Genomic DNA, 24,942 nt, shown 5'->3' on the forward strand with positions numbered 1-24,942 from the left:
CCTCGTTTCCAGATTCGACCGTTTTATACGGGCCGCGCCAGTGAGGTGGGGTATGGACGTCGCGCTTGGTGGGACGTTCGACCCCGTTCACGACGGCCACCGGCGGCTCTTCGAACGGGCGTTCGAACTCGGAGACGTCACTGTCGGCTTAACCAGCGACGAACTCGCCCCGAAGACACGACACGAAGAGCGAACGGTCCGGTCGTTCGACGACCGACGGGCCGACCTCGAAACCGAACTCGAAGCGATCGCAACCGAGTACGACCGATCGTTCGAAATCCGACGACTCGAGGAACCGACCGGCATCGCGACTGAACCCCAGTTCGACTACCTGGTCGTCTCACCGGAAACCAGATCCGGCGGCGAACGAATCAACGAGATTCGCCGTGAGCGGGGCCACGACCCACTCGAGGTCGTCGTCGTCCCTCACCTGCGTGCTGACGACGGCGATATCATCTCAAGTACCCGAATTGTCCACGGGGAGATCGACGAACACGGCACTGTTCTCGAAGGCGACTAGTCACCGACCGTGTCCGTCGCGGAATCTGTACAGACTGCACTGAACTCGAACCGAATCGAGTGAACTCGGCAGTTCTATCTCCAATGGAAATTACAGGGAGCTACTAATACTGCCTTTCCAGCCATGTATCGTAAACTTACGGTCGGTAACGGTCAGTGGCGCGGTGGTCTGGGCAAACGTCGGTTCTGATCAATCAGTCGCGTTACCAGCTGGGTGGTTCGAGACCGGCTGCAGCGAGCCGATCCTTCCAGCGGGTCTGGATCGAGAGGCGAGAGACATCCGCCGCGTCGGCAACGGCACCCTGCGTTCGGCCATCCCCGGCGACGAGCGAGCCGGCGTAGATACTCGCGGCGAGAACGGCCCGTTTCGAGCGGTCTTCCGGCGGTACGTCGCCGAGAAAGAGTTCGGTAGCACAGGAGCGGGCGTCACTGGAGAGGTCGAGTCGGTCGGCGATCTGCTCGAGTTCGGTGAGCCAGGTATCGTACTCGATTCGATCGCGGGCGCTGTGCATAGGCGAAGTAGCGTGCCATCGGAGATAAATCTGCGGACGTGAGCGTCGGCGAACAGGAGCGGGGTAGTCGGGACGTGGGCTGGCGTAGTCGGTGGGTGACAGGAGTATGTGTAATGGAGAGTCAGTGTAGCGGCCCTCGGAATGTGTCCGTTTCAGATCGTTGTGAATCCCAATAGCGCGCTACTTGCACCAAGAGTTAGCTACGAACAGGTCGCCGAATCAGCCGTTCTGCCTGGGTTTCACTAGGAGACAACTACTAAAGCCCGAGAATCGCCAAGTGAGAAACACCGTTGGGTTCCGGTCTCGGTACGGACTGGACCTGCGTCCCGTCATGAAGGAGCCAACTTGCAAGCTCGTCTGCACCGGCTGTGGTCTCGAGATGCCGTACCGAGACCGATCGTTAGCCGAGCAGGCGGCAGAGCTACACCAACTTCGCGATGCCGAGCACGTGACCTTTATCGTTCCACCGGACTGGTCGCCCGAAGAGCCGGTGAAACATCAGTAGTCGGAAGTCACGAGGTGCCGTCCGGACCGACAGTTACTTACTGGATTCGTGAAAAGCGAAAGGTGCGCGCGGGTAGCCAAGCTAGGCCAACGGCGCAGCGCTTAGGACGCTGTCCCGTAGGGGTCCGCCGGTTCGAATCCGGTCCCGCGCATTCTCCGCGAACACTATCGTAAGCGGAGGCTGCAGTCGATCGATTCTCACCCTGGAAACCGACCGAAGTGGAGGGTTCCTCCGGTTCGAATCCGGTCCCGCACACTCTCGTCGTGCGGACGTGTCATAAAAAGGCACGCAGCGATGGTTGCAGACCAAAAGAGGGTGCCGGACACAAGTGCAACTCTGCAAGGCGTAGCCGCGAGTGGCGAACTCGTGAACGCGGCTGCCGAGACAGTGCCGTCATTCGAATGGTCTCCGTTTGAATTTCTGCTGGAGTACGAGTGTTTCTTCGAGCGGGCGAACACGAGTTCACTAGCCATCGGATCGCTTCAAGGCGTTCTCCAGTGCTGTTACAAGCCGAAGTTGTATCGGAAAATTCGTGAAAGCGACCTGATGCGTGTTGTCTACAGCAGCAAGCGTTTGTGGGCTATGTAGACCCCGTACTGTAGAGGGTTTCTATACGGACATATGCTAGAGATCAGAAAGTATTTTATGAGAGGGAATAAGTATAAACGCGTGACAGATATTGATCTGAACGGGCTTCGAAAAGAGTTCGGTAACGGGGTGGTCGCCGTCGACGACCTCAGTTTCAGCATCGGATCGGGGGAGATATTCGGGTTTCTCGGACCGAACGGCGCTGGGAAGTCGACGACGATCGATATCCTCCTCGGGTACGTCGCCCCGACCGCTGGTCACGCGACCGTTCTGGGTCAGGATGTCTGCGATAATTTCGCACCGACTCGCAACCGAATCGGCATCCTTCCGGAGGGATACGGCCTGTACGATCGGCTGACGGCCCGCGAACACGTCGAATGGGTGGTTCGAACGAAAGATGCGGCGGACGATCCCAACACGATCCTCGAGCGGGTAGGGATCGCTGACGCGGCGGATCGTCGTGTCGGTGGATTTTCCAAGGGAATGAGTCAACGACTCGCATTTGGAATGGCCCTCGTCGGCGATCCCGACCTGTTACTTCTCGATGAACCGTCGTCGGGGCTCGATCCGACGGGTATTCAGGAGATGCGAAAGACGATCCGCGAGTTGGCCGACGACGGGACCACGGTGTTCTTCTCGAGCCACGTGCTTTCCGAGGTCGAAGCGGTCTGTGATCGCGTCGGGATCATGTCCGAGGGGCGACTGGTCGCCCTCGACGAAATCGATGCGCTTCGCGATCAAATTGGCGGGTCCGCGCGCCTTACGCTGTCGCTCGAGTCACCTCCTCGCTCGCTCGAACTCGAGCGACTTCGTGGCGTCCGGACGGTCGCGATTGACGGGGACACAGTGTCCGTCGATTGCCGCAGTGGTGCCGAGAAGGTCGATGTGATCAAACACGTCGATGACCGGGCGGCGATCACCGATATCGTTTCCGAGGAACCCTCGATGGAGGATCTCTTCAACCGGTACACGGAGGGAACCCACTCTGAGACCGACCGGCAGATACTGGAGGTTCCACAATGAGTGTCGCGGACGTAATCTGGAAGGATTTCCTGAATGTCCGTCGTTCGAAGGGTATCTGGATCGCCGGCTCCACCTATGCGGTATTCGCCGGCCTCTTCTTACTCATTCAACGGAACCAACTCCGGTTCTACGAGACTGGTCGGGAGGGGGTAATCGCGACCGTCTCTCAAGTCAACTCGCTCGGATCGTTTTTCGTTCCGATCGTCGCGTTCGTCGTCGCCTATCTTGCCATCGCGGGCGAACGCGAAACGGGGAGCGCTAAACTGGAACTCGGCCTGCCGAATACGCGTCGCGACGTCCTCATCGGCAAATTCATCAGTCGTAGTTTCGTTATGGTGCTCAGCGTCGTGCTTGCGTACGCTGTTGTCGTCGCAATATTGCTACTAACAAGTTATCCCGTCTTTCCGGGTCCCACTCTCCTTGCGTTGTTCGGTTTGATGACGCTCTATACGATCGCGTACGTCGCAATTGCCATCGGTATTTCTGCGGCGGTTGCCACCAAAGCTCGCGCAGCAGCCGTTGGGTTCGGAGTGTACTTCGTGCTGAACGTTCTCCTCCTCTTTACCACACTTGGAAACCTCATCCGGAGGCTCCACGTCGGTGTCTTCGGATTCTCCGAGACGCCGATTCTCTACCAATTCGCCTCCCAGTTCGTGCCGAATGAGGGAATATTAGTGGGAATACAGAGTATTACCGGTCAAAGCGTAACGGGCCGGGAGTTACCCTCGAGTACGGCGTTCTACGTGCAACCGGAATTCATGCCCGTGGTTCTGTGTGTCTGGATCGTTGTCCCACTCGTAGTTGGGTACTATCGGTTCAGACGAGCCGACGTGAGTTAATAACGGGCTTTCGTTCACAAGAACGCTCGTTGTCGAATCGTCGTTCTCGATTAGCCGCCTTCATTCCATTTGAAGTTATATTCAAGATTATTGAATTAGTGTCGGCAACCTTTTGCCACGCGCACGACAACACGATAGCATGCCGGGCACCACGAGTTGGCATACCCTTCTCGAGACCATCGCGGAGTTACCACCCGATGCGACACTCCTCACGCCACTCTCGCGGGACCCCTTCCAGATAACTGAGACGCAGGACCATCGGATTCTCGTCGAGTTCGAACACGAATCGGAGACGGTTCCACTGCAACGCGAACAGTTCGAGACGCTGCTTCAACGAGTTCAGGATACGGCCGGCGGCTTCGATCTTGACCGGCTTCCGTCGGCGGCCGAACCCTACGCGACGACCCTCAGTCTTCATCCGCGGTTTGAACTGGATGACAGGGCCGGAACGCTGACAGAAACCGAGACGCCAACCGGCTCTCCGCTGGTCGATACAGATGCGGGCTTCGAGTCCGGTTCGGCTGCCGCCGCAGAGCACGCGGAGCGCGAAGAACCCGATCTCCCAGTCTACGCCGACGCCCTGCTGTTGATCGACGCCCTGGAGCGACACGATCCAACCGCACTCGACGGGATGGAGACGGCGGCGTTGGTCAATCTCTATACGCTCCTTTCGGACGTGCAGCGAAACGCCGACGCCCTCCGGCAGGAGGTCAGCGAGAGCTTGCTCGACCGGCTCCACCACGACCGTCAGGTCAGCGGACAGTACGGGTCGATCCAGCGGACTGCCCGCCGGAATCGATCGCTCAAGGACGACGAAGACGTACTGCCCGTCCTGGAAGACGCCGGAATCGATCCCGAACGCGTCACCAGCGTCGACCCGGCGAAGGTCGACGAGGCGCTCGCGGTGACTGAACTCGCCGAGTCCGCGGTATACGAGATCGAACGCAGCGAGTACGTCCGCAAAGCGGAGGTCGACGAGGAAGAGAAAGAATCGCGACTGCAGGGGCTCAAGGATCAACTTACCGGGACGGACGAGGAAACCGCCGAACTGCAGCGAGAAATCGAAGCCCTGGAGGCGCGTATCGACGATCTCACCAGCTTCGATTCCGGTGCGTCGTTTCGCTCTCCATCCGGTGGGGAAACCTGATCACAGCCATCCGCACAGCGGTGGCTTCCCCATAGTGACTGCTCTCCGATTAAAGCATAGCCTGCTGTGGCCGACACACGTCTGACGCTCCATAACGCTTATTCGCGCGGAAACGACTTGTATGAGCAATGGCCGGGTTAGACGATGTGTTCGGGCAGCTCTTCTCGAACGCCGATGCCGTCGCTCTCTTTTCACCGAGTAGCTCCGATTACGAACGCTGTCAAACAGCCGACGATCTCGACGTACTCGTCATCGCCACCGACAACGATGTCGGCGCAGAGACGTTCGTCGAACTCCCCCTCGAGTTCGAGGACGTTGCCGAACGGATTAGCTTTGGCCTCGAGGAGGCACTCGAGCAGGACGTTATCGAGGACGGCGACGAACTCGTCTGTGCAACGCGCGTCTTCGGGGACGAGATCGATACCATCTCGCGCGTGCGAGCCAGCGCGGATGACCGGACCGGGATCTACGACCTCTTTGCGAAGTCGCGGGCCGAGCCGACGGTCATCAAAGCCGTCCTCGAACTCGCGATCGAACTCGGCAAGAAGGGCCAGAAGGGCAAGCCGGTAGGGGCACTTTTCGTCGTCGGCGACGCGGGAAAGGTGATGAACAAGTCTCGGCCGCTGTCGTACAACCCCTTCGAGAAGTCACACGTTCACGTCGGCGATCCGATCGTGAACGTCATGTTGAAGGAGTTCTCTCGGCTCGACGGCGCGTTCGTCATCTCCGATGCGGGCAAGATCGTCTCGGCCTATCGGTATCTCGAGCCATCCGCGGAGGGCGTCGACATTCCGAAAGGGCTCGGCGCACGCCACATGGCCGGCGGCGCGATCACGCGCGATACGAACGCGATCACGATCGTGCTGTCGGAAAGCGATGGGCTCGTCCGGGCGTTCAAGGCCGGCGAGCTCATCATGGAGGTCGATCCGGAGGCGTACTGATATGAACTGGCAGACCCTTATCGACGAGCCGGCCGTCATAGCTGCGGCGGTGCTCGTACTCGGGCTGGTCATCGGCTACCTGGTCGGTCGACTCAACAAGGAACTTCTCTCGGCCTCGGGTGTGCCAGAAGCCGTTGAGGGGACGCCGTTCGAACGCACCGCCCAGTCGATCGGTACCTCGTTGGTCGACATCGTCGCCAGGTTGAGTTCGTGGTTCATTTACGGAATCGCCGTCCTGACGGCGATTCATATCGCGCAATTACTCGACACCGAGGCCTTCTGGATTCGCGTCGTCGAGTACATCCCGCAGGTGTTTATCGCCGTCCTCGTGCTCATCTTCGGGTTCATCGTGGCGGACAAGGCGGAGTTAGCCGTCAGCGAGTACCTCCGTAGCGTCAAACTCCCCGAAGCCTCGATTATCCCCCGAGTCGTCAAGTACTCCGTCTTGTACGTCGCCTTTCTCATCGCACTGGGACAGATCGGTGTCTACGTCCTGCCGTTGCTCATCCTGCTTGCCGTCTACGCCCTCGGCCTCGTCTTCGTCGGCTCCGTCGTCTTTAAGGACTTCCTGATATCGAGTGCCGCAGGGATTTACCTGCTGCTCAACCAGCCCTACGGAATCGGCGATCAGGTCCGTATCGGCGACCAGGCCGGTATCGTCCAGGAAGTCGACCTCTTCGTCACCAAAATCGAAGACAACTCCGAGGAATACATCATCCCGAACCGGAAGGTCTTCGAAGACGAACTCGTCCGTATCCGGGACTGAAGCCACCCCAAACCGAATCGGATACAGATACAGATAGCCGCTTACTCGAGCGAGAGGCCGGGATGCCACCGATCCGCTCCCGCCTCGCGTTTGACCGCATCCATCGTCGCCAGCAGATGCGTCGCAAGCGTCGCCGTTTCAGCCGCCCGAGACTCGCCTTCCGTTCTGAACTCGCCAGTCCGGCGGTTCGCGTAGACGGAACAGACCGCACCCGCACGCAGCCCGTAGATGTTCGCGATCGTGAAAATCGCACTCGCCTCCATCTCGATATTCTTGACGTTCGCCTCGACGAGTTCATCGATCAGGTCGTCCGCGCCGGCGGCTTCGAACTCGTCGTAGCCGGGACGACCCTGGCCGGCGTAGAAGGAGTCGGCGCTCATCGTGATGCCGGTGTGGTAGTCGTAGCCGAGTCGCTCGGCGGCGGCGACGAGTGCGGAGACGACCTCGTAGTCCGCGCTCGCGGGGTAGTCCTCGCGGACGTACTCGTCGCTCGTGCCCTCCTGTCGGACCGCGCCGGTGCTGATCACGAGGTCGCCGACATCCATGTCGGCCTGGATCGCCCCGCAGGAGCCGACCCGGATGAACGTCTCACAGCCGACGCGGGCCAGTTCCTCGACGGCGATCGCGGCCGACGGGCTGCCGATTCCGGTCGAGGTGACCGAGATGGGCGTGGCCTCGTAGGATCCGGTCGCGGTCCGGTACTCGCGGTGGCGGGCACGAATCTCGTGGTCGTCCCAGTGGTCCACGATCTTCTCGAGGCGTTCGGGATTACCGGGTAGGAGGACGGTATCGGCCACGTCCGCGTCGCTGACCTCGAGATGGTACTGTACGTCTGCGTTTGGATCTTCACTGTCTCCGGTCATCGAGTGCCGGCGATTCGCACCGACGCCGTATATAAATGCAGGGCAGCCGTACCAGCGGGTATGGCACGGGGAACCCTCACAGACACGTATGTCGCCGCGCTGCAGCACGAGTTCGCCGACGTCCCTGCAGACGCGACGCGGGTCGGCGTCGTCCGCAATCCGACCTCGTGGTTTCACGCCGCCGTCGACGAGACCGTTCCCGAACTCGGCCCGCCGGCCGACCTGCTCGACGCGCTCCGCACCGCCGAGGAGGACCTCAAGATGCGCGGGATCTGCGACGAGGAAGCCCACAACGCCGCGTGGAACCGGGTCGCGTTCGGAGACGCCTACCGCGAGCACCTCGCGACAGCCGACGAAGCACGGGCGGCGATCGCGGACCTCTCGACGCGGCTCGACGGCGGCGAGGACCTGGCGCTCGTCTGCTACGAGAATACCGAGAAGAAACGCTGCCATCGAACGATCCTTCGAACTGAACTCGAGCGGTAGCGTCGGCGCTCGTGCTAAAAGCCGGCTACTCCAGGGTCTCCTCGGTGATCGTATTCGGCAAGAGTTCACCGAGCGTGTACTCGGTTACCTGAATCTCAGTTGTAGCCGCTTCGTCGCCGGTATCCTCGTCGCTCCCGTCACCTTCGTCGCACCACACCACGAGTTCGTCGTCACAGAATTCGGCCAGCGTCTGCCGGCACATCCCGCAGGGCGTGACGCCGTCTTGCCGGTCGGAACTCACGGCGAGGTGACTGAACTCGCGGTGGCCGTTCTTGACCGCTTCGGCGATGGCGACCTCCTCGGCGTGGAGGCTGTTGCTGAAATTGGCGTTTTCGAGATTGCAGCCGACGAAGACCTCGCCGGCTGCGGTTTCGAGTGCGGCACCGACGCGGTACTCGGAGTATGGAACGTGGGCGGCTGACTGAGCGTCGCGGGCGGCCGCGACGAGGGCGGTACGGTGATCGGTGGTGGCGCCATTGCTGTCGTCGTGCGGAGTCACACCGGATAGTATCGCGAGTGAGCGCAAGAAGGCATCGACCGCTCTATAGGTCCAGTTTCAGGTCCGGGTCCGAGCCCGGGTCCGAACCCGGGAAGAGGTCCCCCGTACTGCCGGCTCAGTCCTCGCCGGACTCGTAGTGGTCGCCGGCGGCGTCCGGCAGTCGCGTTCGGCCGACGAGCACGAGGACGACGATGACCGACATGTGCGGGATCGTGCGGACGAGTTCGTGCGGGATCGCGTAGCCAGCCGACTGCAGTGCGGTCTGCAGGGAGTTCAGCCCCGCGAAGAGGAACGAACCGAGGACGGCACCGACGGGGTGGTAGTTCGCGAGGAGGTACGTGGCGATTGCGATGAACCCGCGACCGTTGATCGCCGTGTCGCCGCCGCCGGCGAACGTCCCGAGGGTGCCGAGTGCGAAGCCGGCACCGCCGAGGCCGGCGAAGACGCCCGAGAGCAACACCGCGGCGTATCGGACCTTTCGAACGTCGACGCCGGCCGTATCGAGCGCCTTCGGATTCTCGCCGCTGGCGACGATCCAGCGGCCGAAAGACGTCCGGGAGAGCAGATACCAGCCGGCGAGCGTGCCGGCCAGCATGAGATAGACCTGCGGTTCCGTATCGAACAGCAGATAGCCGACGATCGGAATCTCCGACAGGCCGGGCACCGTTACGTTTCCGAAGCGCGTAATGTTCGCCGTATTCGGATTGCCGAAGACGATCCGCGACGCGAACGGCGCAAGTCCGAGCGAGATCAGCCAGATCGCGAGGCCGGCGATGATCTGGTCGGCTTTGAACTCGATACAGACGATCGCAAAGATCAGCGCGAACAGGACGCTAACCAGGATGCCGACCAGCAGCCCCCACCACAGGTTCGACACGCCCATCGTCGCGCCGCCGTCGCCCAGCCAGTAGACCGCGATGATCGAGCTAAACGCCGAGACGATGAGCAGCCCCTCGATACCGATGTTGATGACGCCGCTCTTCTCGGCGAAGATCCCCCCGATCGCCGCGAGCGCGATCGGAACGGCGAGCCGAAGCGTCGAGGTCTGCCAGCTCGCGGGAGTCGCCCAGAGGAACGCCAGAACGATGACGCCGACGCTCAGACTCGCCGCCCGCGGGTGTCGATCGATGAACTCGCGCGTGCGGCGGAATCGCTTACGCATCGTCCTCACCTCCGGATCCGTCGGCCGCCTCGTCAGCGGGAACGCTTCCCCCGTCGGCTCTGGCGGGCTCCGGTGAACCGACGTCGACGTACTGTCTCCCGATCATCCGGAAGAACTCGGGCATGGCCACGAAGAGGATGATCAATCCCGTGAGGATTCCGACCAGGTCGGGTGGCACGCTCGTCGCAGTTCCGATCGACTCCGAACCGCTCTTGAGGAGGCCAAAGAGGAACGCTGCTGCGCCGACGCCCAGCGGGTTACTGCCGGCCAGTACCGACACGGCGATTCCGTCGAATCCGATCGACGGGACGTTCTCGAGCCAGTATCCGTGGACCATCAGAACCCAGAACGCGCCGGCGATACCACCGAGTGCGCCCGAGAGGGTCATACTCGCAACTGTCATGCGCTTCTCGTTGACACCGCCGTAGGCGGCTGCGGCCGGCTGAATGCCGCTCGTTCGGAGTTCGTATCCGAACGAAGTGCGGGCGAACAGCCAGGCGATCCCGACCATGAGGACGATGGCGAATCCGAGTGCGAGTAGCGAGAAATCCATCCGTCCGCTAAACCCGATACCCGGAACGGTCGGGATTTCGGCGTATTCGGGAACCCGTTCCGTCCGCGGATTGGGGCTATCGGCTTCGAACCTCCAGGACAGCAGCGTCGACGTGATGCCGGCTGCGACGAAATTGAGCATGATCGTCGTAATCACCTCGTTCGCGTCGGCGTACGCCTTTAGGACGCCCGGAATCGCGCCGTAAAGCCCCCCGCCAATAGCGCCTACAAGGACGCCGAGGGGGATGAGGACGACCGCCCCGACAAATCCGTCGGGGACGATCGGTGCCGCAAAGACAACCGTGATAGCCGTTACGAACCCGCCGATGACGAGCTGGCCCTGTGTCCCGATGTTGAGGAGGCCGGCGCGAAACGCCACCGCGACGGAGAGGCCTGCAAAGAGCAGCAACGTCATCTGCTGGAGCGTCGTCGCGAGGCTCAAGTTCGTCGGCGACCAGCCGGCTTGCAACGGGTTACCCAGTGCCCCGAGGAACAATTCGTAGAAAACCTGCATCGGATTGTAACAGAACGTTATCCCGGCTACGTCGAGTCCGGACCGGCACGAGGCGACCCCGCCCGAGACGAAGACGAACGCGCCACCGACGAGTACTGCAGCGAACAACGCTGCGATACTGATAACGATCCGTTCCATCGCCGATGCTTGGACGAGCCGTTCGAGGAGTCGCCGCACTTGGCCCTGCCCATCCGAGTCCGAACTCATCGTGATTCACCTCCCTGTATGTCGGCAGGGCTAGCACTACTGGCACTATTCGCTCCCTCGTCCAGTTGCTCACCCGCCATGAGCAACCCGAGTTCTTCCTCGGTGATTGCGTCCGGATCGTTCATATCGATGAATTCGCCTTCGTACATCACAGCGAGCCGATCGGACAGCGCTCGCACCTCGTCGAGTTTCGAGGAGACGAGCACGATCGCGACCCCCTCCTGTCGGAGTTCGAGCAGGCGGTCGTGGATGAACTCGGTCGATCCGATATCGACCCCGCGGGTTGGATGCGTTGCGATAACCAGCGAGGGATCGCGCTCGAACTCGCGGCCGACGATGAACTTCTGCTGGTTCCCGCCGGAGAAAGAACTGGCATCGGCATTGGCGTCCGGCGGTCGGACATCGTAGGTGTCGATGAGGTCGTCCGTGTGGTCACGAACGCTGGTCCAGTCGATGCGACCGTCGGGTGCGAATTCGGGGTCGCGCTGACTCCCCAGAATGCTGTTTTCGACGAGATCGAACGGCATGACTAGCCCGCGCTTGTGACGGTCTTCCGGAATGTAGGACATCCCGGCGTCGATTCGCTTGCGGCGAGACCAGTCGGTGATGTCCGTGCCCTCGTACGTGACCGTTCCCTCGTCGGGCGTTCGAAGACCGGTGATCGCCTCGATCAGTTCGGCCTGGCCGTTCCCGTCGACGCCCGCGATGCCGACGATTTCGCCGGCCCGAACGTCGAGATCGATGCCGGAGACGACGTCGACACCCCATTCGTCCTCGACGGCGACGTTCTGCGTCGAGAGGACGACATCGCCCGTGGCGACGGGGTCCGAATCGGCTTCAAGCAGCACCTCGCGGCCGACCATGCGCTCGGCCAGATCTTCGCGGTCCGTGCGTTCGGGCGCAACCGTTCCGACAGATTCGCCGTCCCGGAGAATGGTGATCGCGTCGGCTGCGTGGGTCGCCTCCTCGAGTTTGTGCGTGATGAAAATGATCGTCTTTCCCTGTGCAGTGAGTTCTTCGAGCACGTCGTAGAGCCCCTCGACTTCCTGGGGCGTGAGTACAGCTGTCGGCTCATCAAGGATCAGCACATCCGCGCCGCGAAATAGCGCCTTGAGGATTTCGACACGCTGCTGGACACCGACGCTTAGATCCTCGACGGTCGCCTCCGGATCGACATCAAATCCGTATCGATCACAGAGTTCAGTGATCTCAGCAATGATCTGCTCGCGGTCGACCGCCAGTCCGAACCACTTGGTCGGCTCGTTTCCCAGAGCGATGTTCTCGGCGACCGTCATGGAGTCGACCAGCATGAAGTGCTGGTGGATCATCCCGATACCGGCGTCGATAGCGTCCTGCGGCGAGTCGAACGCGCGTTCGCGTCCGTCCACGACGACACGCCCTTCCTCGGGATGGTACAGTCCATAGAGGACGTTCATCAGCGTCGTCTTTCCGGCGCCGTTCTCGCCGAGCAAAGCGTGAACGCTCCCCCGTTCGACGCGCAAGTCAACGTCGTCGTTTGCGGTGACGCCGGGGAATCGCTTGGTGATTCCATCGAGGTGGACGGCGAGGTCCGTTCCCGCTCCCGTTTCCGCTCCCGTTCCCGTTCCTGTTTTCGTCCCCGTCTGTCCCATATCCGTTCCGTGATCGGCGGTATCCCCTTCCGATCCGGTGGCCAGTTCTGCTCCGTCCGTCGTTCCCGGTCCCGACTCGGTCATGCGGTTACAGTTCTGTTGGAACGTCGATTTCGCCGTCGATGATAGCCTGCCTGGACTCCTCGAGTTGCGTCTTGATGTCGTCGGGAATCTCGTCGCCGAGCGTGTCGCCGTACTTCGCGATGACACCGTCTTCTTCGAGCCCGAGCTGTTCCGCTTCGCCGCCGGTGAACTCGTCGTTGACGACCGACTCGATGGCCGAGTACACCGCGCTGTCGACGCGTTTGACCATACTTGCGAGGATGACGTCGGCAAAGTCGTCGTTCGAGATCGACTGGTCGTCATCGACACCAATCGCGAATCGCCCCTCGTCCTTTGCCGCCTGGAAGACGCCGATACCGGTTCGACCGGCCGCGTGGAAGACGATGTCGGCGTCCTCGTTTTGGTACATCGACCGAGCGGCCTGCTGACCGGCCGAAGTATCGGTAAAGACGCCCGTGTACGACGAGACGACTCTCGCGTCCTCGTTTGCGTGCTCAACGCCGGCGCGGAATCCGGCCTCGAACGACTCGATCAGCGGCGTTTGGGTCGCTCCAACAAAGCCGACCACGTTCGCATCCGGATTCGTCTCGCCGTCGCCAGCCGCGAACTCGCGGTCGGTCAACAGTCCGGCCAGGTGACCGACCTGAAACGAACCGGCGGGTTCGTCGAACACGTAGCTTCGAACGTTATCCTCCTCGACGACTTCGTCAACGAGAATGAAGTCCTGGTCAGGGTATGCCGGCGCATTCTCCGAGAGCGCCTCGGCCTGCGCGTAGCCGATACAGTTGACCAGCTCATACTCGCCGGATTCCGCAAATTGGCTCTGTGCGCTGCCGAACTCCCCCTCCGTCTCCGGTTCTCGCTTGTCGAGCCCGATATCGAACTCCCCCTCCGCCTCGTCGAGCCCCTGTTTTGCCATGTCGTTGAAGGAGTCGTCGCCGAGGCCACCGGTTGCATATACTGTCCCGATCTGATACTCTGCCCCACCCTCGTTACCGAACCCCCCGACGCAGCCGGCGAGGCCTGCTAACCCAACAGCACCCGCTCCCGTAAGAAACCGCCGTCGATCTCGTGACATATGACCGGCTATTGCACACAATTGGTTTATACCCGTCGAAATTCCCGTTCAGACCTCACGACTCGAGATACAGTTCAGCTACCAGTCACGAGTTATCCGAGGAATGGACGGACTCCGAAACAATCACCAAATCAACGGCGAGTTCAGCTCTGGGACCGACGTCCCCTAGGCGGCGTCCGCGATTGCCGTCTCGATGATCGCTTGGGCCTCGGCGACGAGTTCATCGACGGCCTCGCTTTCGGCGTAGAGACGGACGTACGGTTCGGTGCCGCTCGGTCGAACGAGGAGCCACGACGCGTCGTCGAACTCGAGGCGGATGCCGTAGTCGGTGTCGACGGTCGCCTCGGAGAACGCTGCGGGCAGTTCGCTCTCGAGCGCCGCCATCACGTCGGATTTGCGCTGGTCCGGACACTCGACGCTGACCTTCCGATAGGGTCGTTCGGTAACGGGGTCGCGGAGAGCGTCGGTGTCGCCCGCGGCGGCGACCAGCGCGGCGACGACGGCCGCGCTCGTGACGCCGTCGATCCACCCGCCGAAGGCCGTGTGAATGTGCTTCCAAGGCTCGGCCGCGAAGACGACCTCGGTGAACTCGTCTCCGGCGGCGCGTTCCCGGGCGATGCCCTCGTGAAGCGCTCCCAGTCGAACGCGTTCGACGCGCCCGCCGGCCCCCCGAACGCGCTCGTCGATTCGTGCCGAAGCGTTCGGCGTCGTGACGACGACCGGATCGTCGGCGTCGCTCGTGGCTGTATAGTGCGCTGCGACGACGGCGAGAATGGTGTCTTCGTGGATCACGTTGCCGTCGGGACCGAGGACGACCAGCCGGTCCGCGTCGCCGTCGTGTGCCAACCCGAGGTCGAACGAGCCGTCCGCGAGGAACCCCGAGAACGACGAGAGCGTTTCCGGCGTCGGTTTGCTCTCTCGAGCCGGGAAGTGGCCGTCGACGGTCGCGTTTACGCCGACGACGGTCGCGCCGAGGTCGTCGAGGACCTGCGGCGTCGCGAGCGCGCCGACGCCGTTTCCGCAGTCGACGGCGATCGAAAGGCCGGTGAGGGGCGACTCTCCAAACTCGTCGAACTGGTCGCGAACGTACGCAGCGACCGCGGTTCGGTACGATTCGAGTATTTCGAGGTCGTTCGATCGACCCCACTGGTCCCACGCGGATTGCGACGAGTCAGCGTCGATGGCACCCTCGATGCGCTGTTCGGCGGCGCGGTCGAACTCGACCCCGTCGGCGAAGAGTTTGATGCCGTTATCGGTCGGCGGGTTGTGACTCGCGGTGAGCATGACGCCCGTTCGTCCTCGCGAGGCAAAGGCGAGCGTCGGCGTCGGCACCTGGCCGAGACGGCACACGTCCGCGCCGGCACTCTCCAGACCGGCTTCCATCGCCGCTGCCAGTGCCGGTCCCGTTTCGCGTCCGTCACGGCCGACGACGACCGTCTCGCCGGGTTCGCCGACGGCTTGCCCGACCGAGAGGGCGAGCGACGGCGTGATCTGCTCGACTGGTCCGCGGATGCCCGCGGTCCCGAATAGTGTCATACTGGCCCGTTCCGCGAGCAACTACTTATATGACGTGACACGAGCGCTACGCGCTGGGTCGCACCGGAGCAGTCAGGAGACGATGGCACGCCAGCCCGGTTCGTAACAGAGACCGTACGCCGCGGGGAGCGTAACGACCAACAGCGGCGGGACGAACAGGAGCATGCTGAACGGATCCGGCGGCGCGATGATCGACCCGACGGTGTACGCGGTACCGATACCGATACCGGCCGTGCCGATCAACCGTTCGCGTCGCGTGGCCGGGTCGCTCCGGTCGGGAAGCCGCCTCCTGTAGATGAGGTACGCAAGGGCGGCGATAGACAGGGTAAAGAAGGTGGCCAATCCCCAGGCACCTCCGTCCGCTCCGCGAGCGGCAGCATCGGCGCTGACGGCGTAGCTGAGACAGAGTCCAGCCAGCGGGAGCGCGAGGAGGAATACGAACCCAACCAGAACGAGGCCCATAGTTTGTAACAGACACGGCGTTAATCGAATAATACTGTTTCGGTCACGGAGTGCGCAGACGCGGTCGTCCGTTCCAACTTGCGGCGAACCGCGAGCCGAGTTCGTACGCCCGCTGCGCTAAAATATATTTTAGCTAACACCTATTCCGACGGGGACCCTCGATTCTCACGAGGATAATGCACGGGACAGACTCCAACGGAATCGTTACGACAGGCACGACGACGGTCGGCCTCGTCGGCGCGGACGGCGTCGTCCTCGCAGCCGACAGCCGAGCGAGTCTCGGCGGCCGATTCGTCACGAACCGCACGGCCCGAAAGGTCGTCCCCGTCGACGACCGAACAGCGCTCACCTTCGCCGGCAGCGTCGGCGACGCCCAGTCGTTCGTCCGCCGCCTCCGCGCCGAACTCGCGCTGTACGACATGGATCACGAACCCGGCGCGTCGGTCGACACCGCGGCGACGGTCGCCGCCGATCTCATCCGCCGCGAGGAAACTCCCCAACTCGAACTCGTTCTGGGCGGCGTCGTTCCCGATCCGACGGTCTACCAGATCGACCCCGCTGGCGGTGTCATGGACGCTCCTATCGCCGCCAGCGGGAGCGGAATGCAACTCGCCTACGGCTACCTGGAGGACGCACACGACCCCGAACGGTCGGTTGCGGAACTCCGAGCCGTCGCCGCGATGGCCGTTCGAAACGCAACCGAGCGCGACACCGCGAGCGGCGACGGCATGACCATCGCGACGATTACCGCAGACGAACTCGAACGCGAGCAGTACGACGGCATCGAACGCGCCGTTTCCGCCGCTACCAGCCGGACCACAGACTCGGAGGTGGTGCGATGAACACGAGTTCACGTCAGCGGGCCTACGATCGCGGGCACACGATCTTCTCTCCTGACGGCCGGCTCTACCAGGTCGAGTACGCCCGCGAGGCGGTCGAACGCGGCTCCCCGAGCGTCGGCGTCGTGACGAGCGAGGGCGTCGTCCTCGCGGCGCGCAAGCGCGTCCGGTCGCCGCTGCTCGAACCGGATTCGGTCGAGAAGATCCACCGCGTCGACGACCACCTCGCCGTCGCGACCGCCGGCCACGCCGCCGACGCGCGGCAACTCGTCGAGGCGGCCCGCAAGCGCTGCCAGCAGCACCGGCTGCAGTACGGCGAACCGATCGGCGTCTCGGTCCTCGCGAGCGACCTCGCGGATCACATCCAGGAGCAGACCCAGTCCGGCGGGACGCGACCCTACGGGGCTGCGGTGCTCGTCGGGGGTGTCGATCCGGGTCCAGGCCCGAATTCCTCCCCCACACCCGACGACCGATCCGCCGACGAAACCGAGCGCGAGCGCGAGTCAGCCACCGAACGGACCGTCCAGCCAGCACTCTACGAGGTCGATCCGGGCGGCACGTTCTACGGCTGGCGCGGAACCGCCATCGGCGACGGCACCGCCGAGATCCGGTCGTTCCTCGAGACCGAACTCGACGGCGGCGACAGTACCGCCGCAACTCCCGATCTGACCCGGGATCGCGGGCTCTCGATTGCTCTCGACGCGCTCGCAACCACAGCCGCGGACGACCGCCCGATCTCAGCGTCGACAGTCACGGCCCGCGTTCTCGGACCGGAATCGGATTCGGGACAGTCGACCCCAGTCGGCGACGACGAACTCGAACGGGTACTCGCCGCGCTCGAATCGGACTGAGCGGGTCACTTCGCGGTCTCCGCCTCTTTCGCCGATTCTGCCGTCTCTGCCGTTTCCGTCCCGTCCGACGATGGTGCCGTCTCCGACGACGCCCGCTGCGTATCGACCACCGCGACCTGTTCGTCGACGTACAACGCGAGCACCGAGTCGTCGAGTTCAACCACGACGCGGACGGCGAGCGGGTCCTCGGAGAGCACCGCCTCGGCCCACTCGTGGCCGACGTTCCAGATCGGGCGGTCGCGCACGTCCCGGTCGTGATCGTCGTAGAACGAGACGACGGCCGGGTGCGAGAGCAACGAGAGTGCGACGGGCGCACGCAGCGTCATCCCGCAGCGCGAACAGCTGAACTCGGCCTGGACGTGGTCGGTGTGCTCGGCTGGAAGCAAGTCTTCGGTCGACGACGAGAGCGTCGCGAGCCGAGCATCGACCGCGCCGCTGCAGTCGGGACAGACGCCGTCGCGCATGAGCGAGAGCCGGTGTCTGTGGTGGCGGTCGAAGGCGGCCGGAAACGCCGCGCCGTGGGAGTCGAGCCCGGCGGGCGGAAAGCCGAGCCGAAGGAGCCGTCGGTCGCAGTGCCCGCAGCTCACCGTTACTCTGTTATCGGTCGCCTGCGCCGTCAGCGCCGCCCGGCCACAGAACGGACAGTCGTCGTCGAGTTCGGTCGGCGGATGATCGACCCGTTGGGTGTACGTTCCGGTGGCGATCGCTCGCGCGATCCGCTCGCCGGCGTAGGTGAGTTCGTAGCCCTCGGACTCCGTTTCGCCGTTCCACGCCTCGTCTCCGGCCTCCACCTTTCGGAGGTACGGCCCGACGAGTTCGTCCAAGTGATAGGCGAACCCGGCGGTGGTGTCGACCTCGGAGGCGTCGAAGAGTGCCGAGAAGGTGGGCGTCGAAGGCGTGGCTTCAGTGGAGTCAGTATCGTTCCCATCGCCGAACTCGAGCATCGTCTCGAGAATCCCCATCCGGATCTCGTTGCCGAGCGCCTGGAAGGCGTCGCTCGGGTCTGAGACGCGGTCGCTGGGCTCGGGAGAAGCGGTCGGTAATTCCTCTCCGTCCTCTGCGGACATAGGATACCGTACACTTGGGCTGCGTGGAGAAGTAGCTTCGTTTATCCCCGGTGTTTTTCCTTCTCGAGTACCCGCACGCGTTCGATTCCGGTCTCCGGATACTGGCCGCTCTCATCTTTCTCGACGGCCTTGACCATATCCCAGACGACGTTGAGGCCGGTCGTGACGCCCTCGAGCGCCTCCATCTCGCAGCCGGTCTTGCCCGTCGTCTCGACCGACACCGCGAGTTCGATGCGATCCTCGGCGATCGAGAACTCGGTGTCGACGTTCGTGATCGGGATCTGGTGGCACATCGGGATCGCCTCCCAGGTGTGTTTGACGGCCTGGATCGCGCCGATACGGGCGGTCGCAAGCACGTCGCCCTTGCCGATTTCGTCTTCGCGGATGGCCTCGACAGTCGACTCTCGCAGCCGGATTTCGCCCGCCGCGACGGCCCGGCGCTCGCTGTCCGGTTTGTCGCCGACATCGACCATCTGCACGTCGCCGTCGTCGGTGGTGTGCGTGAGATCGCCGGCACCGGCGTCCTCGCCGTCCGCAGGCGGTGAATCGTCAGTCATCGGTTCCACCCTCGTTCCAGAGTGCCTTGGGAATTTCCTCGAGAACCTCCGAGGCGAGGAAGCCGAACTCGCGTGACGCCGCCAGGCGTTCGCCGGCGACGCCGTTGACTTGCGCACCGGCGGCGGCCGCGTCGAGCGGATCGGCGTGTTCCACGAGCGCGGCGACGATGCCGGTGAGCACGTCGCCCGTCCCGCCGACTTTCATCCCCGCCGTTCCCGAGCGGCTGAGTCGCGTGCGCTCGCCGTCCGTCGCCACGTCCGTCGCTCCCTTCGCGAGGACGACGTGTCCCAGGTCGGCTGCAAAGGCCTCGATCTCGTCCGCGGCGTCCTGCAGGTCGTCAACGTCGGGGCCGCCCATCCCGGCGAGTTCACCGCGGTTGGGCGTACAGATCAGCGTCGCCTCGGTCTCGAGATCCGGGACGACCGAGAGCGCGTCGGCGTCGACGACTGCGGGGCCGGTGTAGGAGTCGAGGAACTGGCGGGTAGCCGCGAGCGTCTCGTCGGCGGTGCCGAGTCCCGGGCCGAGGATCACCACGTCGTCGTAGCGTTCGGCGGTGTCGACGAGGTCGTCGACCTGGTCGGGCGTTAGGCGGTCGCTCTCGTAGGACTGGACGATCAGGTCCTCGGCGTAACCCTGGATCTCGCCGGCGACGGACTCGGGCGCGGCGACGAAGGAGAGGACCATCCCGGCCCGGAGCGCGGACTGGGCGGCCAGCGCCGGCGCGCCGGTGTAGGGACCGCCGCCGACGACGAAGGCCCGGCCGCCCCGGTCGTCGGGCCGGGCAAGGCGCACGTCGCCGGGACCGGTGAATCGCTCCGCCGCCGCGGGGATGCCGATGTCGACGACGGTCACGTCCGCGTCGAGCGCCGAGAGGCCGGGTTTGGTATCGTGGAAGGTGACGACGCGGTCGCCCTCGACGGCGTTTGCTGCGAGCGGCTTCTCCGAGCCGCGGTCGCCGTCGTCCGCGCCGGCAGCGGCGTTCGCGTCGAATCCGGACGGGACGTCGACCGACACGACGGTCGCGTCGGCCTCGTTGATCGCTCGCGCCGCCGTCGTCTCGGGCTCCCGGAGGTCGCCGCTGATCCCCGTCCCGAGCATCGCGTCGACGATCACGTCGCACTCCGGCACCTCGAACGCTCCGGAGTCGGTCACCTCGCGGGCGTCGTACCCCGCCCGCTGAAGCGCCGCCCAGTTTTGCCGGGCGATCTCGGTCCCGATCGTCTCGGCGCGGCCGAGCAGGAGCGTCGTCACGCTGAACTCGTCCAGGAATCGGGCGGCGACGAACGCGTCCCCGCCGTTGTTGCCGCGGCCGGCGACGATCACAACGCTTGCGTCCGGCTCTGCGACCTCCCGAACGACGCGGGCGACGGCGTTCCCGCTCGACTCCATCAACTGCTTTCGCGGAACGCCGAGCGCCGCGGCGTTCGCGTCGACGGCGGCCATTCGTTCGCCTGTAATCATGGGCGAGCGTTCGACGGGCCGACCGTTGAAGATTGCGGACGACACCCTCAATATCCTCGATCACCTCTCGTAGACGTGAACGTCTTCTGGCTCGACGAGGACTCGCGACTCGCGGCGCGCTATCATTGCGATCAGCACGTCAACAAGTTGCTACTCGAGGCCGCGCAAGTCCTCTGTACGGCGGCCCGCGAGAACGGGTACGACGCCGAGTTCTGCTATCGGTCGACCCACGTCAACCACCCGGTCACGAAGTGGGCGACGGAATCGCGGGCGAACTGGCTGCGCCTGCGCGAGCACGCCGCGGCGCTCAACGCCGAGTTCACCGAGCGCTACGAGAAGGACGAGGACCACGCGAGTTGGCAGGTCATCGAGCGGATCGACCCGGATCGAATCGAATTCCCGTCCGCGGAACCGACGCCGCGGCCGCAGGCGATGCCCGACGAGTACAAGCGTCCCGGCGACCCGGTCGCCGCCTACCGCGCCTACTACGCCGGCGAGAAGGCCGAGTGGGCGGAGTGGCAGTATACGGACGAACCGCCGTGGCTCGCGGCGTCTCTCGCCGAAACGGCCTGACATACCCCGAACTCCGTCAGTACCGAATCTCGAATCCGTCCTCGCCCTCCGGGTCGTCGAACTCGGCGTCGACAGCCTCGACGTCGGCGGCCGGACTGCCCGTGTGACACCACTCGACCATCGACTCGACGGCGTCTTCGGGACCCTCGAAGACCGCTTCGACGCGGCCGTCGTCGAGGTTCTTCACCCAGCCGTCGATTCCCCTCTCTCGAGCCGTATCGCGCGTGTTCGCCCGGTAGTAGACGCCCTGGACCGTTCCCGACACGAAGACGCGGGCTCGCGTTCGCGTTGTGTCTGCCATGTGCGGGGGCTCGACTGCGAGCGGCAAAAATCCCGTCGTCTGCGATTCCTCGCGTCCTACCGTTCGCGTTCGGGTTCTCGTTCGTAGCGTTGCGACCCGACGATCATCCAGCCTGCCAGTGCGATCACGGCGACACCAAACGCGATCCAGGCGACATCGGTTCCGGTGCCGTCGGCCGGCTCGGTGAACTCGACGAGTGCGAGGACGACGAGGAGCCCGGCGACGGCGAGCGCGTTCGTCCCGATGAACGAAGCCAGCCCCTCCTCGTCGGTGACGCGGTCCGGGTCGTAGCCCGCGATCAGTTCGACCCGCCCGAAGTACGTGATCAGAATCCCGAGTGCGCCGACGAACGCGCCACACGCGAGGAGAACGACGGAGCCGATACTCATACAGAGTACCCGATCGCGATCCAACAAAAGAGCTGCTACCCGCCGTCGAATCGCCGGGTGAATTTGCCGACCGGTCACCCTGTTTCCCACTCGGTCAGTCGTCGAGAGCGAGACCGGCCGCGCCGAACTCGAATACCCGAATCAGGTGAGCCGACGGGAGAGATGGCGTTCGATCTGGGAACTCACCAGCATCAGCGCGATTCCGATCGGTGCGGTCACGAAAACGAGCCCGACGAGCGGATCGCCCGGGCCCCGCTCGGTCTCCGCGCGGACCCAGAGGGCGACGATCAACACAGCAATGAGCGGTGGCGTAAGCGCTCGTTTCCGGACGAAGAGGAACGCCGGCAGCCCGCCGAGAACGAAAAACACCGCCACCGGCAGCATCTGAACCGGATGTTCGAGCGCGAACAGCGGATAGTCCAGCCGAGCGGCGTACCACGAGAGAAGCACCGCGCCTGCGCCACCGCCGAGCACGAACGCACCAGTCTCCGACGAACGACCACCAGCCACGAGCGTCGCATCGTGACTAGTGCGTATACTGTTTTGGAATGACACTCGACGATACCCCACTGCGATCAGTCGCCGGTCCGCAGATGATGAAACACGTACGTCTGAGCGTATCCCGCGTACTCGCCGCCGAACTGCTCACGAAGCGCTCGCGAGGTCTCGGCGTACGAGCCGCGATCGCAGTCGGGATAATACTCCTCGATCGCCGACCTGAGCCAGGTGTCGAGCGGCACCGACTCGTCGAACTCGAGGGCGAACAGGAGCACGCAATCGGCCACCTTGTCGCCGACGCCGACGAACTGACAGAGGAACTCGCGGGCCGCCTCGTACTCGAGTTCACGCGCGTCGGCCGGGTGAGCTTCGCCGTCGGCGACCATCTCCGCGGTGCGGACGACGTAGGGGGCGCGGTAGCCGAGGCCGAGGTCCCGAAGCTCGCTTTCGGTGGCGGTCGCGAGTTGTGCCGGCGTCGGGAACGCGTGGTACGTCTCGCCGTCGAAGGAGACCGCGTCGCCGTACTCTCGGGCGAGCGTCGAGACCATCGAGTGGATGCGGCTGACGCGCATCTGCGCGGAACAGATGAACGAGATCAGGGTTCCAAAGGGCGGGTCCGTGACGAGGCGCATGCCTCGGTGGGCTTCGTAGGCCTCGTCTAACAGCGGATCGTCGGGTGCAGCGGCGACGATCGCTTCGAGGTCGTCGTCCAGGCGGAGGAGGCGACGCACGGTCGGTTCGGCGTCCGTCGTCGACTCCCATTCGAGCGCGGCGTCGGTCGTCCGCACCCGGATCACCTCGCCGTCGACGACGGTGACGTACCACTCGCCGGGCGCGGGCGTCCCGCCGTACATGTCGCCGTCGCCGCGCCGCCAGAGGTAGGTCTGGCCGCTCTCGAGCGTCCGATACAGATCGAGTCCGCCCGCGAGTTCATCGCGGCGGATCGTCCCCGTTTCCATTCGTTCATCCCTACGGTGGCGTCGGCTTGGGCCTTTCGAACCGGCTGCTTCGCCCGCGGGAGGCGACCGTGAACTCGCGCTGCGTGTCGCTGAGGCGAACCTTCATACTGCAGGCGATACAATGGCCCTGTATGAACTGCAGGGTTGTCGTCGAGGCCGCGGTGCCGGTATTCGACGTCGAAACAGCAGATGAGGCGATTCGGATCGCCATCTCGAAGACGGGCGAGATGCTGAACCCTGATTTAAATTACGTCGAAATCAACATGAGCGAGCGAACCACTCCCTCGGGAGAGGAGCTCCCACCTGCGTTTATCGCCGCCGACGAGGCGCTCGTCGCACTCGAACTCGAGATGACCGTGTTCAACGTCGAGCGAGAGGAACACGCCTCGCGGATCGCCCGCAAGGAGATCGGGCAGCGACTCGAGAATATCCCGCTCGAGGTCGAACAAGTCGAGGTCATCGAAGAAGACGACGATGGGACCGACGAAGACGACGAGACGGATGAAGACGAGACGGTTGCTGACGAGTCAGCCGACGCCGCTGTGACAGACGACCAAGACGAGGACGCACAATCCGACGACGAGGACGACGAAATTCTGCCCGAGTTCGAGGATTTAGTCGAGTAAGCGCTACTTACCGGCTCAATTGCGGACCGTTCAATCGAATTACTGCGCTTTTATCGGATGGAAAACGGAGTCACTTCGGGGACAGTCTCGAATATCGCAAAATCGAGTCGAATGTGGACGACGGCAGGAGCACGGCGTTCGAACCTCGTGCGGAGACGAGTCTTCCCAGTAGGAGACAATAGTACCTGAAGGATGCTCCGAGTGCTTCAGTCTGCGGTGGCGGCGACTGCTTCCTGTTCGTCCTCGCGCATGTTCATCGTGATTCCGCCCGCGAGTGCAAACACAGCGGCTTTATGATCGGTCTTGGATTTGTGGATCGATGTCGGTCGAATACCGAGAGAATCGTACTCCTCCAGGTCGATCTGGCAGTTGTCCCACTCCGCACACTGGTTCGATACTTCCGCGAGAAGGCCGTGAAGGTGAATGAGCTCCTGCTTCTTCATAACCATGCAATGCTATCCACTGCAGGGTTATATTATTATCTTGAGTCGCGTTACCATGCAACCTGTATCAGTATGAGAGATAGTCAGGAAAAACAACCGTTCGAAGAGGGGGTCTAGTTGCGTGAAACAGTCTCCAAGCTACTGTTAGTTCAGTCATAGACCTCCCATAAATCCGAGTGATATCGTTCATAGTGCCCCGCATTCAGGCTAGCAATTCTGCTTGAAACGGCCTCGCCTATCCGAGTTGCTTCAGCGTCTGGAGGTCGCGATCGGTCCGCATGAACTCGGCGGTCCGCCGAGAGGCATGACAGTTCGGGCAATGAAACATTTCGGTTGATGTCGGTAACTCGCCCGGTTCGGTTTGCCAATCCTTCGTACACTCCGGACACAAGAGTTGAACGGTCGTCTCGACCATGTCAGGCTATTACACACCACGGGTGAAAAACCTTGTCTCAGCACAGTCGTGTATACCGAAGCGAACGGA

The 24,942-nt window shown here is 63.3% G+C and carries 29 protein-coding genes and 1 tRNA gene; 12 read left to right on the forward strand and 18 right to left on the reverse strand.

Features of this window, described 5'->3' with window-relative positions; genetic code table 11:
- The first annotated feature begins 52 nt into the window (after positions 1 to 52).
- Positions 53 to 520, forward strand: a complete 468-nt coding sequence (locus C481_RS07560) for a phosphopantetheine adenylyltransferase (RefSeq protein ID WP_006108573.1) — start codon at positions 53 to 55, stop codon at positions 518 to 520.
- A gap of 202 nt (positions 521 to 722) precedes the next feature.
- Here C481_RS07560 and C481_RS07565 read toward each other — a convergent pair whose 3' ends face one another.
- Positions 723 to 1,031, reverse strand: a complete 309-nt coding sequence (locus tag C481_RS07565) for a transcription initiation factor IIB family protein (RefSeq protein WP_006108574.1) — start codon at positions 1,029 to 1,031, stop codon at positions 723 to 725.
- Between the two features lie 571 nt (positions 1,032 to 1,602).
- Between C481_RS07565 and C481_RS07570 the strand changes: the two genes are divergently transcribed.
- From C481_RS07570 to C481_RS07600, 6 genes are all read left to right on the forward strand, one after another.
- Positions 1,603 to 1,687: transfer RNA gene (locus C481_RS07570), tRNA-Leu, on the forward strand.
- Between the two features lie 518 nt (positions 1,688 to 2,205).
- Positions 2,206 to 3,147: an ABC transporter ATP-binding protein gene (locus C481_RS07580; protein WP_086009692.1), complete on the forward strand. Its 942-nt coding sequence runs from the start codon at positions 2,206 to 2,208 to the stop codon at positions 3,145 to 3,147.
- Complete coding sequence (locus C481_RS07585) at positions 3,144 to 3,986, forward strand: ABC transporter permease subunit (protein WP_006108578.1); 843 nt, start codon at positions 3,144 to 3,146, stop codon at positions 3,984 to 3,986. Before C481_RS07580 ends, C481_RS07585 begins: the two co-directional genes overlap by 4 nt.
- 139 nt (positions 3,987 to 4,125) lie before the next feature.
- Positions 4,126 to 5,133 (forward strand): coiled-coil domain-containing protein, encoded by a 1,008-nt coding sequence (locus C481_RS07590; protein WP_006108579.1) that lies wholly within the window; start codon positions 4,126 to 4,128, stop codon positions 5,131 to 5,133.
- A gap of 128 nt (positions 5,134 to 5,261) precedes the next feature.
- Positions 5,262 to 6,074, forward strand: a complete 813-nt coding sequence (dacZ, locus tag C481_RS07595; protein WP_006108580.1) for a diadenylate cyclase DacZ — start codon at positions 5,262 to 5,264, stop codon at positions 6,072 to 6,074.
- A 1-nt stretch (position 6,075) separates the two neighbouring features.
- Complete coding sequence (locus C481_RS07600; RefSeq protein WP_006108581.1) at positions 6,076 to 6,840, forward strand: mechanosensitive ion channel domain-containing protein; 765 nt, start codon at positions 6,076 to 6,078, stop codon at positions 6,838 to 6,840.
- A 41-nt stretch (positions 6,841 to 6,881) separates the two neighbouring features.
- Here the strand turns inward: C481_RS07600 and C481_RS07605 are convergent, their stop codons facing one another.
- Entirely contained in the window at positions 6,882 to 7,703 is an 822-nt protein-coding gene (locus C481_RS07605; RefSeq protein ID WP_006108582.1) for a nucleoside phosphorylase, read from the reverse strand.
- Positions 7,704 to 7,763: 60 nt separating this feature from the next.
- Here C481_RS07605 and C481_RS07610 point away from each other — a divergent pair, with 60 nt between their 5' ends.
- The gene (locus tag C481_RS07610) at positions 7,764 to 8,189 is read left to right on the forward strand and encodes a DUF488 family protein, N3 subclade (protein WP_006108583.1); all 426 of its coding nucleotides are present in this window, start codon (positions 7,764 to 7,766) and stop codon (positions 8,187 to 8,189) included.
- 25 nt (positions 8,190 to 8,214) lie between these two features.
- Here C481_RS07610 and cdd read toward each other — a convergent pair whose 3' ends face one another.
- The 7 genes from cdd to C481_RS07645 form a co-directional block, all read right to left on the reverse strand.
- Positions 8,215 to 8,688, reverse strand: coding sequence for a cytidine deaminase (gene cdd, locus C481_RS07615; RefSeq protein ID WP_006108584.1), 474 nt, complete (start codon positions 8,686 to 8,688; stop codon positions 8,215 to 8,217).
- A gap of 115 nt (positions 8,689 to 8,803) precedes the next feature.
- Positions 8,804 to 9,850, reverse strand: a complete 1,047-nt coding sequence (locus C481_RS07620) for an ABC transporter permease (protein WP_006108585.1) — start codon at positions 9,848 to 9,850, stop codon at positions 8,804 to 8,806.
- Positions 9,843 to 11,123 carry an ABC transporter permease gene (locus C481_RS07625; RefSeq protein ID WP_006108586.1) on the reverse strand — a complete coding sequence of 427 codons (1,281 nt, stop codon included), beginning with the start codon at positions 11,121 to 11,123 and terminating at the stop codon, positions 9,843 to 9,845. The genes C481_RS07620 and C481_RS07625 overlap by 8 nt, the downstream gene beginning before the upstream one ends.
- Positions 11,120 to 12,838, reverse strand: coding sequence for an ABC transporter ATP-binding protein (locus C481_RS07630; RefSeq protein WP_006108587.1), 1,719 nt, complete (start codon positions 12,836 to 12,838; stop codon positions 11,120 to 11,122). Before C481_RS07630 ends, C481_RS07625 begins: the two co-directional genes overlap by 4 nt.
- Before the next feature lie 4 nt (positions 12,839 to 12,842).
- Positions 12,843 to 13,895 carry a BMP family lipoprotein gene (locus C481_RS07635; protein WP_049904502.1) on the reverse strand — a complete coding sequence of 351 codons (1,053 nt, stop codon included), beginning with the start codon at positions 13,893 to 13,895 and terminating at the stop codon, positions 12,843 to 12,845.
- Between the two features lie 165 nt (positions 13,896 to 14,060).
- Positions 14,061 to 15,431 (reverse strand): phosphohexomutase domain-containing protein, encoded by a 1,371-nt coding sequence (locus C481_RS07640; protein WP_006108589.1) that lies wholly within the window; start codon positions 15,429 to 15,431, stop codon positions 14,061 to 14,063.
- Between the two features lie 72 nt (positions 15,432 to 15,503).
- Positions 15,504 to 15,893, reverse strand: a complete 390-nt coding sequence (locus tag C481_RS07645) for a hypothetical protein (protein WP_006108590.1) — start codon at positions 15,891 to 15,893, stop codon at positions 15,504 to 15,506.
- 176 nt (positions 15,894 to 16,069) lie between these two features.
- On the opposite strand from C481_RS07645, the gene C481_RS07650 reads away from it, so the two are divergent.
- Together C481_RS07650 and C481_RS07655 are read left to right on the forward strand one after the other, a co-directional pair.
- Positions 16,070 to 16,735: an Ntn hydrolase family protein gene (locus tag C481_RS07650; protein ID WP_006108591.1), complete on the forward strand. Its 666-nt coding sequence runs from the start codon at positions 16,070 to 16,072 to the stop codon at positions 16,733 to 16,735.
- On the forward strand, positions 16,732 to 17,583 hold the full coding sequence (locus C481_RS07655; RefSeq protein ID WP_006108592.1) for an archaeal proteasome endopeptidase complex subunit alpha: 852 nt from the start codon (positions 16,732 to 16,734) through the stop codon (positions 17,581 to 17,583). The genes C481_RS07650 and C481_RS07655 overlap by 4 nt, the downstream gene beginning before the upstream one ends.
- A 5-nt stretch (positions 17,584 to 17,588) precedes the next feature.
- Here C481_RS07655 and C481_RS07660 read toward each other — a convergent pair whose 3' ends face one another.
- The 3 genes from C481_RS07660 to C481_RS07670 are packed head-to-tail and all read right to left on the reverse strand — an operon-like array spanning position 17,589 to position 20,669.
- Positions 17,589 to 18,650: a DUF7351 domain-containing protein gene (locus tag C481_RS07660; RefSeq protein ID WP_006108593.1), complete on the reverse strand. Its 1,062-nt coding sequence runs from the start codon at positions 18,648 to 18,650 to the stop codon at positions 17,589 to 17,591.
- A gap of 41 nt (positions 18,651 to 18,691) precedes the next feature.
- A complete protein-coding gene (gene moaC, locus C481_RS07665; protein WP_006108594.1) occupies positions 18,692 to 19,207 on the reverse strand; it encodes a cyclic pyranopterin monophosphate synthase MoaC in 516 nt (171 codons plus the stop codon).
- Positions 19,200 to 20,669, reverse strand: coding sequence for a bifunctional ADP-dependent NAD(P)H-hydrate dehydratase/NAD(P)H-hydrate epimerase (locus C481_RS07670; protein WP_006108595.1), 1,470 nt, complete (start codon positions 20,667 to 20,669; stop codon positions 19,200 to 19,202). The genes moaC and C481_RS07670 overlap by 8 nt, the downstream gene beginning before the upstream one ends.
- Before the next feature lie 75 nt (positions 20,670 to 20,744).
- On the opposite strand from C481_RS07670, the gene C481_RS07675 reads away from it, so the two are divergent.
- The gene (locus C481_RS07675) at positions 20,745 to 21,242 is read left to right on the forward strand and encodes a hypothetical protein (RefSeq protein WP_006108596.1); all 498 of its coding nucleotides are present in this window, start codon (positions 20,745 to 20,747) and stop codon (positions 21,240 to 21,242) included.
- Between the two features lie 16 nt (positions 21,243 to 21,258).
- Here the strand turns inward: C481_RS07675 and C481_RS07680 are convergent, their stop codons facing one another.
- From C481_RS07680 to C481_RS07695, 4 genes are all read right to left on the reverse strand, one after another.
- Positions 21,259 to 21,543, reverse strand: coding sequence for an acylphosphatase (locus tag C481_RS07680; RefSeq protein ID WP_006108597.1), 285 nt, complete (start codon positions 21,541 to 21,543; stop codon positions 21,259 to 21,261).
- A gap of 56 nt (positions 21,544 to 21,599) precedes the next feature.
- Positions 21,600 to 21,932 carry a DUF3784 domain-containing protein gene (locus C481_RS07685; protein WP_049904504.1) on the reverse strand — a complete coding sequence of 111 codons (333 nt, stop codon included), beginning with the start codon at positions 21,930 to 21,932 and terminating at the stop codon, positions 21,600 to 21,602.
- A 141-nt stretch (positions 21,933 to 22,073) separates the two neighbouring features.
- Positions 22,074 to 22,442 (reverse strand): hypothetical protein, encoded by a 369-nt coding sequence (locus C481_RS07690; protein ID WP_006108599.1) that lies wholly within the window; start codon positions 22,440 to 22,442, stop codon positions 22,074 to 22,076.
- Between the two features lie 65 nt (positions 22,443 to 22,507).
- The gene (locus tag C481_RS07695) at positions 22,508 to 23,389 is read right to left on the reverse strand and encodes a DNA-3-methyladenine glycosylase family protein (protein ID WP_006108600.1); all 882 of its coding nucleotides are present in this window, start codon (positions 23,387 to 23,389) and stop codon (positions 22,508 to 22,510) included.
- 131 nt (positions 23,390 to 23,520) lie between these two features.
- Here C481_RS07695 and C481_RS07700 point away from each other — a divergent pair, with 131 nt between their 5' ends.
- Entirely contained in the window at positions 23,521 to 24,015 is a 495-nt protein-coding gene (locus tag C481_RS07700) for a DUF555 domain-containing protein (RefSeq protein ID WP_006108601.1), read from the forward strand.
- A gap of 206 nt (positions 24,016 to 24,221) precedes the next feature.
- Here C481_RS07700 and C481_RS07705 read toward each other — a convergent pair whose 3' ends face one another.
- On the reverse strand, positions 24,222 to 24,458 hold the full coding sequence (locus C481_RS07705; RefSeq protein WP_006108602.1) for a UPF0058 family protein: 237 nt from the start codon (positions 24,456 to 24,458) through the stop codon (positions 24,222 to 24,224).
- A 235-nt stretch (positions 24,459 to 24,693) separates the two neighbouring features.
- Complete coding sequence (locus C481_RS07710) at positions 24,694 to 24,873, reverse strand: DUF7836 family putative zinc-binding protein (RefSeq protein ID WP_006108603.1); 180 nt, start codon at positions 24,871 to 24,873, stop codon at positions 24,694 to 24,696.
- Between the last annotated feature and the right edge of the window lie 69 nt (positions 24,874 to 24,942).

The sequence above is a fragment of the Natrialba asiatica DSM 12278 genome (assembly GCF_000337555.1).
Lineage (GTDB): Archaea > Halobacteriota > Halobacteria > Halobacteriales > Natrialbaceae > Natrialba > Natrialba asiatica.